General features: G+C 62.5%; 6 protein-coding genes. 1 reads left to right on the plus strand and 5 read right to left on the minus strand.

Annotated features, from left to right (window positions below):
* Positions 1-19: 19 nt before the first annotated feature.
* The 3 genes from PQQ95_RS35840 to PQQ95_RS35850 are packed head-to-tail and all read right to left on the minus strand — an operon-like array spanning position 20 to position 2,906.
* Complete coding sequence (locus tag PQQ95_RS35840; protein ID WP_408446928.1) at positions 20-1,216, minus strand: amidohydrolase family protein; 1,197 nt, start codon at positions 1,214-1,216, stop codon at positions 20-22.
* Between the two features lie 5 nt (positions 1,217-1,221).
* Complete coding sequence (locus PQQ95_RS35845) at positions 1,222-2,691, minus strand: sodium:solute symporter family protein (RefSeq protein ID WP_408446930.1); 1,470 nt, start codon at positions 2,689-2,691, stop codon at positions 1,222-1,224.
* A complete protein-coding gene (locus PQQ95_RS35850; protein ID WP_408446932.1) occupies positions 2,688-2,906 on the minus strand; it encodes a DUF3311 domain-containing protein in 219 nt (72 codons plus the stop codon). The genes PQQ95_RS35845 and PQQ95_RS35850 overlap by 4 nt, the downstream gene beginning before the upstream one ends.
* A gap of 389 nt (positions 2,907-3,295) precedes the next feature.
* Here PQQ95_RS35850 and PQQ95_RS35855 point away from each other — a divergent pair, with 389 nt between their 5' ends.
* Positions 3,296-4,177 carry a LysR family transcriptional regulator gene (locus tag PQQ95_RS35855; protein WP_408446935.1) on the plus strand — a complete coding sequence of 294 codons (882 nt, stop codon included), beginning with the start codon at positions 3,296-3,298 and terminating at the stop codon, positions 4,175-4,177.
* Position 4,178: 1 nt separating this feature from the next.
* Here PQQ95_RS35855 and PQQ95_RS35860 read toward each other — a convergent pair whose 3' ends face one another.
* Both PQQ95_RS35860 and PQQ95_RS35865 read right to left on the minus strand, forming a co-directional pair.
* On the minus strand, positions 4,179-5,501 hold the full coding sequence (locus PQQ95_RS35860; RefSeq protein ID WP_408446938.1) for an NAD(P)/FAD-dependent oxidoreductase: 1,323 nt from the start codon (positions 5,499-5,501) through the stop codon (positions 4,179-4,181).
* Positions 5,501-6,793 carry an NAD(P)/FAD-dependent oxidoreductase gene (locus PQQ95_RS35865; protein ID WP_408446941.1) on the minus strand — a complete coding sequence of 431 codons (1,293 nt, stop codon included), beginning with the start codon at positions 6,791-6,793 and terminating at the stop codon, positions 5,501-5,503. The genes PQQ95_RS35860 and PQQ95_RS35865 overlap by 1 nt, the downstream gene beginning before the upstream one ends.
* Between the last annotated feature and the right edge of the window lie 107 nt (positions 6,794-6,900).

The following is a 6,900-nucleotide window of genomic DNA, read 5'->3' on the forward strand; positions in this document are numbered from 1 at the left end:
GTGAGGTGCTCGCGCACGGTTACGCAGCGTCGACGAGTTCGCCGTCGCGCACGACGACGCGGCCGTTGGCGATGACCAGGCGGCGTTTGGGCCGGGCGACCACGGCATGCGCGACGCATTCCGCGTCGACCAGCACGAGGTCCGCGCGTGCGCCCACGCGCAGGCCATAGTCGGTGAAACCGCAACCTCGCGCGGCCGCGTCGCTCACGCAGTCGAAGGCGATCGCGAGGTCGTCGTCGCGCCGCAAGTCGTAGCGCATGCCGATCAGCATCGCGCGCTCCAGCATGTCCGGTACGCCATACGGCGACCAGGTGTCGCGAATGCCGTCGTTGCCGCCGAAGATCGTGATGCCTTTGTCCCTGCAAACCTTGAGCGGCGGAACCGGGCGAGACGGCGGCGCGCTGGTCAGAAGCGCCACGCGCAGATACGCGATCCGTTCGAGCAGTGCGTCGCGTTCACGTTCGGGCAATGCACCGAGGCAGAACGCGTGACTGACGACGACTTGCCCCTGCATGCCCATCGCCGCCACCCGGTCGAGCAGCAGTTTCAGCGTGAATGCGCCAACTTCGCCGGGTTCGTGCAGATGGATATCGATCGGCTTGCGGTAGCGTTCCGCCAGCTCGAAGGTCGCATTCAGCGACGCGACCGGATCGCCGTCGATCAAGGCGGGATCGAGCGCGCCGAGTACATCGGCACCTTCGGCGAGCGCATTGCCGAGCAGTTCGACGGTGCCGGGACGGATCAACATGCCCGACTGGGGAAACGCGACGATCTGAATATCCTGCACATCACGCATGGCCTGCCGTGTGCCGAGCACGCCTTCGATATAACGCATCCCCGCATCGGTATCGACGTCGACATGGGTACGCAGGCGCGTCGTGCCTGCCTGCACGAATGCCCGCGCCAGCGCGAGCGACTGGCTCGCCGCATCGTGTCCCGACGTCTTGCGCCATTCGCGCTCGTTGTTGATCCGGTCGGTCAGTGCGGGTCCGACCGCGTTGCGATACCACGGCTGGCCCCAGTTGCTCTTGTCGATGTGCGTGTGTCCTTCGACGAAACCCGGCAGCAGCAATGCACCGCCGCCGTCTTCGGCCCGCGTGCCGGGCTGCGCCTCGACATGTGGCCCGAGCGCGGCGATACGGCCATCGGCGATGGATACGGAAACCGGCTGACCGTCAGCGAGCCGGACGTTGGAGAGGAGAAGCGAGCGAGTCATGGTGGTTAGGCCGATTCGATGGACGGGGCGATACGCGCGCGCTGCGCGGCGCTGATTGCGATGAACACTACTGCATTGGCGAACAACGCGACGAGCCCCGTGTTGATGGAGGTGAAGGCGATGGGCGCGGCCGGGAAAACCGAGGCCAGCGTCATGCCGCGCCAGTTCGCCAGCGCCAGCACGACCGCGCCTGCGAAGATGCCGCCGAACGCGGCTTCCCGGGTGCCGAATGGTCGTTTCAGGAAACTCGAAGCGAGCATGGGAACGAGTTGCGTCAGCAAGCTCGACGAGAAGATCGCGAGCGCGACGAAGTTCGAACCGCCACGCAGCACGAAGTAGACGACAACCAGCGTGAACAGCGGCAGCGCGATTCGCGCGACGCGGCCGACTTGCCGGTCGCTCGCGTGCGGTGCGAAACCTTCGCGGTAGATGTTGCGAGCGATCATCGTCGACGCATTGAGCATGATCAGCGAGCCCGGCACCAGGGCCGTAAGCAGGCCCGCGCCGCCGACGATCCCGACGAACCACGACGGGAAGGTCTGTTTGACGAGCCGCAACAGCGCGAGATCGGTTTGCGCGCCTTCGAGCCCGTGCACGGTCAGCACCGCGGCGAAACCGACGAGGAACAGGAAAGCGATCAGCACCTGGTAGATCGGCATCAGCATGGTGTTCTTGCGGAGCGCCGACGCGTCGCGCGCCACGTAGACAGCAGTGAAACCATGAGGATACAAGTAGTAGCCAAGCGACGTCAGCAGGAGTGTCGAGTTGTACCAGCTCAGATTGAAACCGTGCTCCGGCATGCGCAGCAGTTCCGGATGAACGGCGTCGATGCGCGCGAACATTTCGCCGAAGCCGCCGAAGTAGTGCAGCGGCAAATAGGTGCCGAGAAACACCGCGAGCGCAAGGATCAGCACATCCTTGAAGATCGCAATGCTTGCCGAACCGTGGATGCCCGACACGCTCATGTACAGAACCATCAGGGTTGCGCTGATCCAGATGGCCGTTTCCTGTGAGATCAGGCCATACGACATCTCCGAGACGATGATGCCGAGACCGCGTAACTGGATGATCAGCAACGACACCATCGCGAAGACGGCCACCACCGACACCAGCACGCCGATCGCGCGGCTGTCGTATTTCGACGCGAAATAATCGGCGAACGACACGAGCCCGCGCTCCTTCGCGTAACGCCAGATGGCGGGCAGCATCCAGTAACCGAACACGTACGCGAGGCAGCCGTACGACAGGATGTAGAACGCCGGCACCCCTTTACTGTAGGTCCAGCCACTCGCGCCGAGAAACGAGAAGGTCGAGAAAGCCTCACCTGCCATGAGCAGGAAGGTGAGCAGCGACCCGAAGCCGCGCCCGCCGACCGCCCATTGTTCCAGGCTGAACGTCTTGCCGCGGCGCGCGTACAGGCCGACCGTCAGCGCGAAGAGGGCAAACAGGATGATGATGACCAGGGCCGGGTTCATTGTCCGCCTCCTGGGTGTTCGCTGGCGCGCGCAGCTTCGTCGCGGCTGTCGAGACAATAGATGATGGCGAGGATGGCGGCGGTTGCCGCCATCCAGAACAGATTCCATACGAGCAGAAACGGCAGGCCGAACAGGAGCGGCGTACCGGCGGCGAGCGTGCCGCCCGAATAGATGCCGATGAAGGGCAGCGCGGCCAGCAAAAGGCGAAGTTTCATTGGATCCCTACCTGTGCCGATGCCCACGAGCGGCATCCTCCCACTGTTCTCGATTGAGTCTTCTTCATACCTGTCTCCGGAAAAGTGTCTCGTCATGGCTTTTCTTCGGCTATGACGGCCGCGCCGTGCGGCGCATGGCCTTGCATTCGAGATTTATTTGTCTGATGTTGAAGCGAAGCGGGAGGCCGCCTGGGCCAGCGCATCGACATCTATTGATGTTAACTACCTCGCCCGGCATTCAAAAATTAAATGTTTGAATGGTCGCCAGTTGAAAATCGAATAATAGGCGCCGATGGCTGTCGTGAGCCTGCGTATGGCCCGTGCACGGTTGCCAGCCTATTTGACGCGTGATAGAACTCGGCGTCCGCATTCAAAGGCCGAAACGTTCGATGAAACCCCACGCCAAAGCACGTACACCGTTGTTCGACCTGGATCTGTTGAAGGCCATCGTCATGGTGGCCGATTGCGGCACCTTCACGGCGGCTTCTGCACGGCTTCATTCCACGCAGTCCACCGTGAGCCAGAAAGTACGGCGCCTGGAGGAGATGGCGGGACACAAGCTTCTCGAGCGAGGCAGTCGTGACGTGAGTCCGACCGATGCCGGCGAAACCTTGCTCGCCTACGCGCGCCGTATGCTTGCCCTTAACGATGAAATGATTGAGGCGCTGTCGGGCGCGACGGTGGGATTGACTGTCCGGTTGGGCGTACCGGAAGATTTCGTCGGCGGCCCGACAACCCATATGCTCGCTGCGTTCAACCGCAAGCATCCGCAGGTCAAGCTGGAAGTGACCAGCGGATTGAGCCGTGATCTGAGCAATAGCTACGATCGCGGCGACCTCGATCTGATCCTCGTGAAGCAGCGGCGCAACAGCCGCGAGGCCGTTGCGTACTGGCCGGAGCAGTTGCGGTGGATCGACAGTGCGAAGAACCCGTCGATCCAGCTCGATCCGATTCCGCTCGTCGCGTTTCCGCCGCGTGGGCTATACCGTGACGACATGACCAACGCGATCGAAGGACTCGGGCGCCGCTGGCGGATGAGCTTCATCAGTTCGAGTTTGAGCGGCATTCAGGCTGCCGTTGCCGATGGTCTCGGTATCAGTCTGCTACCCGCGCGTGCGGTGACGGCGGATCACGCCGTGCTGACACCCAGGAACGGGTTTCCTTCAATCGAAACCATGGATATCGCGCTGCTTCACCGCCCGACGGCGGATGCCGCCGTCAAGGAGCTTGCACGCGCGTTGTCGCGTATGTTCGGGCCGCAGCGGCGGTGACCTAGAACAACTCCAGAATCCGGTGATACATCATCCCGAGTTCAAGCGCCGGCCCACGCAATGCCGGCCCACCCGGAAAGCGCGCATGCCTCAGTTGCGCGAATAGATCGAAGGCTGCGGTTTCACCGGCCATGGCTTTGGCAATCACACGTCCGGCGATACCCGTCAACGCCACGCCGTGCCCTGAAAAGCCCTGCACGTAGAAATAGTTCGGATCGATTGAACCGAAATCGGGCGCGCGATTGCGCGTCACGTCGACAAAACCGCCCCACGCATAGTCGATTCGTACATCGCCGAGTTGCGGGAACACGCCGATCATGCGCTTGCGAATCTCTTCGCCGAGTTGCACGGGCGAGGCGCCGGTCGAACTCGCGCGTCCGCCGAACAGCACGCGATGATCAGCCGACAGACGGAAGTAATCGAGGAAGAAGTTGTTGTCGCAAATCGCCTCGCGCCCTTTGATCAGCGCATCAGCGCGTGCTTTGCCAAGGGGTTTCGTGGCGACGATATACGACGCGATCGGGGCGATGCGCGCGGCTACTGGCGCAGGCAACACGTCGCCGATCGTGGCATTGCCGCATGCCGCGACGAAGCGGCAGCGTACCTCGCCACTAGCTGTCCGCACGACAGGCCGTGCGCCGCGTACGACTTCGATCACCGGCGAATGTGCAAACAGTTGAGCACCTTCGCGACGCGCCGCATCGGCGAGGCCGAGGCAATACTTGAGCGGATGCAGGTGGCCGGAAAACGGATCGTAGACACCCGCCAGATAGCGTTGCGAAGCGACGCGTGAACGCACTTCATCGGTATCGAGCCACGAGAGTTTCGTATAGCCCCAGCGTTGCGAGGCTGACTCCATCCACGAACGCAGATCCGGCACGCGCTTCGGTTTGGTGGCTACCGTCAGATAGCCGGAGGTGAAATCGCAATCGATGCCGTAACGCTCGATACGCTCGCGCACCAGGGCCACGCCTTCGACGGACATCGCCCACGCGGCGCGTGCGCCATCGAGTCCGAGTTGACGTTCGATGATTTCGTCTTTCGCGAAACCGACCAGCGTTTGCCCGCCGTTGCGGCCCGATGCGCCCCAACCGGGACGATGCGCGTCGAGCACAACGACCGATAGTCCCCGCGCCCGGCATTCCAATGCCACCGACAAACCGGAGAAACCCGCGCCGATCACGCAGACGTCGGCCTCCACGGTACCGTTGAGCATCGGATCGTCAGCCAGCGGACGGGTGGCGCTCGCCTCGTAGTAGGAGTTGGCGATTAGCGCATCGGCGCGGTGGTCGAGAGTGTTGAAGCCAGGTGTTGGAGCATTCATCAAAGCAGGTCCTTCATTCGATACCAGGCCATCGCAAGCACGAGGGCAGGGGTACGCAGTGTAGCGCCGCCCGGAAAATCTCGGTGGTGAATCTTGCCGAACAGATCGAAGCGCGACGCCTGGCCATCGATCGCTTCGGCGATCAGCTTGCCGGCGAGTCCGGTGGTGTTCACGCCATGGCCGGAGAAACCCTGCGCGAAATACACGGTAGGCGATAGTCGGCCGAAATGCGGCGCACGATTCATGGTGATGTCGACGAAACCGCCCCACGCATAGTCGATTTTGACATCGTCGAGTTGCGGGAAGGTCTTCAGCATATCGCGGCGCATCGCCTCGCCCAAGTTTCGCGGCGCGAACGTCGAGTAACTGACTTTGCCGCCCCACAGCAGGCGGTTGTCCGGAGCAGGCCGGAAATAGTCCAGCACGAAGCGACTGTCGCACACGGCCGCTTTCGCCGGCATCAGCGCTTCGGCGCGATCGGGGTCGAGCGGTTCGGTGGCGATCACGTAGGTGCCGACCGGCATGATCTTGCTGGCGAGATCTGGCGCGAGTTGGCCGAGATAGGTATTGCAGGCGAGCACGACGAATTGCGCATTCACCTTGCCGCGCGCGGTTTCGGCCACATGCCGGCCGTTTTCCTGGCGCAGCGCGGTGACACAACTGTCTTCGAAAATCCGCACGCCGGCGTCACGCGCCGCGCGCGCCAGGCCAAGCGTGTAATTCAACGGATGCAGATGGCCGCTATCCGCATCGAACAATCCGCCGAGGTAGCGTTGCGATTGCACATACTCGCCGACGCCGTCGGCGTCGACATAGCTGAAACGGTCATAGCCGAAGCGCTGTTGCGCTTCGTCGCGCCATTTCTGAAGTGCGTCCGTATCGCGCGGCTTGTTCGCTGCGGTCAGATAACCGATGGTCAGATCGCAGTCGATCTGATGCTTCGCGACGCGCTCCTTGACGATATCCAGGGTTTCGAGCCCCATGTCCCAAACACGCTTCACGTCATCCGCGGGCATGAACTTCGCGAATGTGTCGATATCGCAGGCAAAACCGCCGATCAACTGGCCACCGTTGCGGCCGCTCGCGGCCCAGCCGACTTTCGATGCTTCGAGCACCGCGACCGAATGACCGCGTTCGGCGAGGTTCAACGCCGTCGAGATGCCGGTGAGTCCCGCGCCGATTACGCAGACGTCGACGTTAAGCGTTTCTTCGAGCGGCGGATGGCGGGTGGTGTCGTTAGCGGTTGCTGCGTAATACGAGGCGACGTGAGGCTGGTTTGAGAATGGAAGCATAGGCAGGGCATGCAGAAGAGGCCTTGACGCGTGGCCCGCGATACAGCCGGGCCACGCGATGAGGCAGGTCGTGTTAGAACGAGTAGATGAACTGGGTCGCGAGCAGA

Origin of the sequence: Paraburkholderia caffeinilytica, assembly GCF_046030355.1 — a bacterium.
Classification (GTDB): Bacteria; Pseudomonadota; Gammaproteobacteria; order Burkholderiales; family Burkholderiaceae; genus Paraburkholderia; species Paraburkholderia caffeinilytica_B.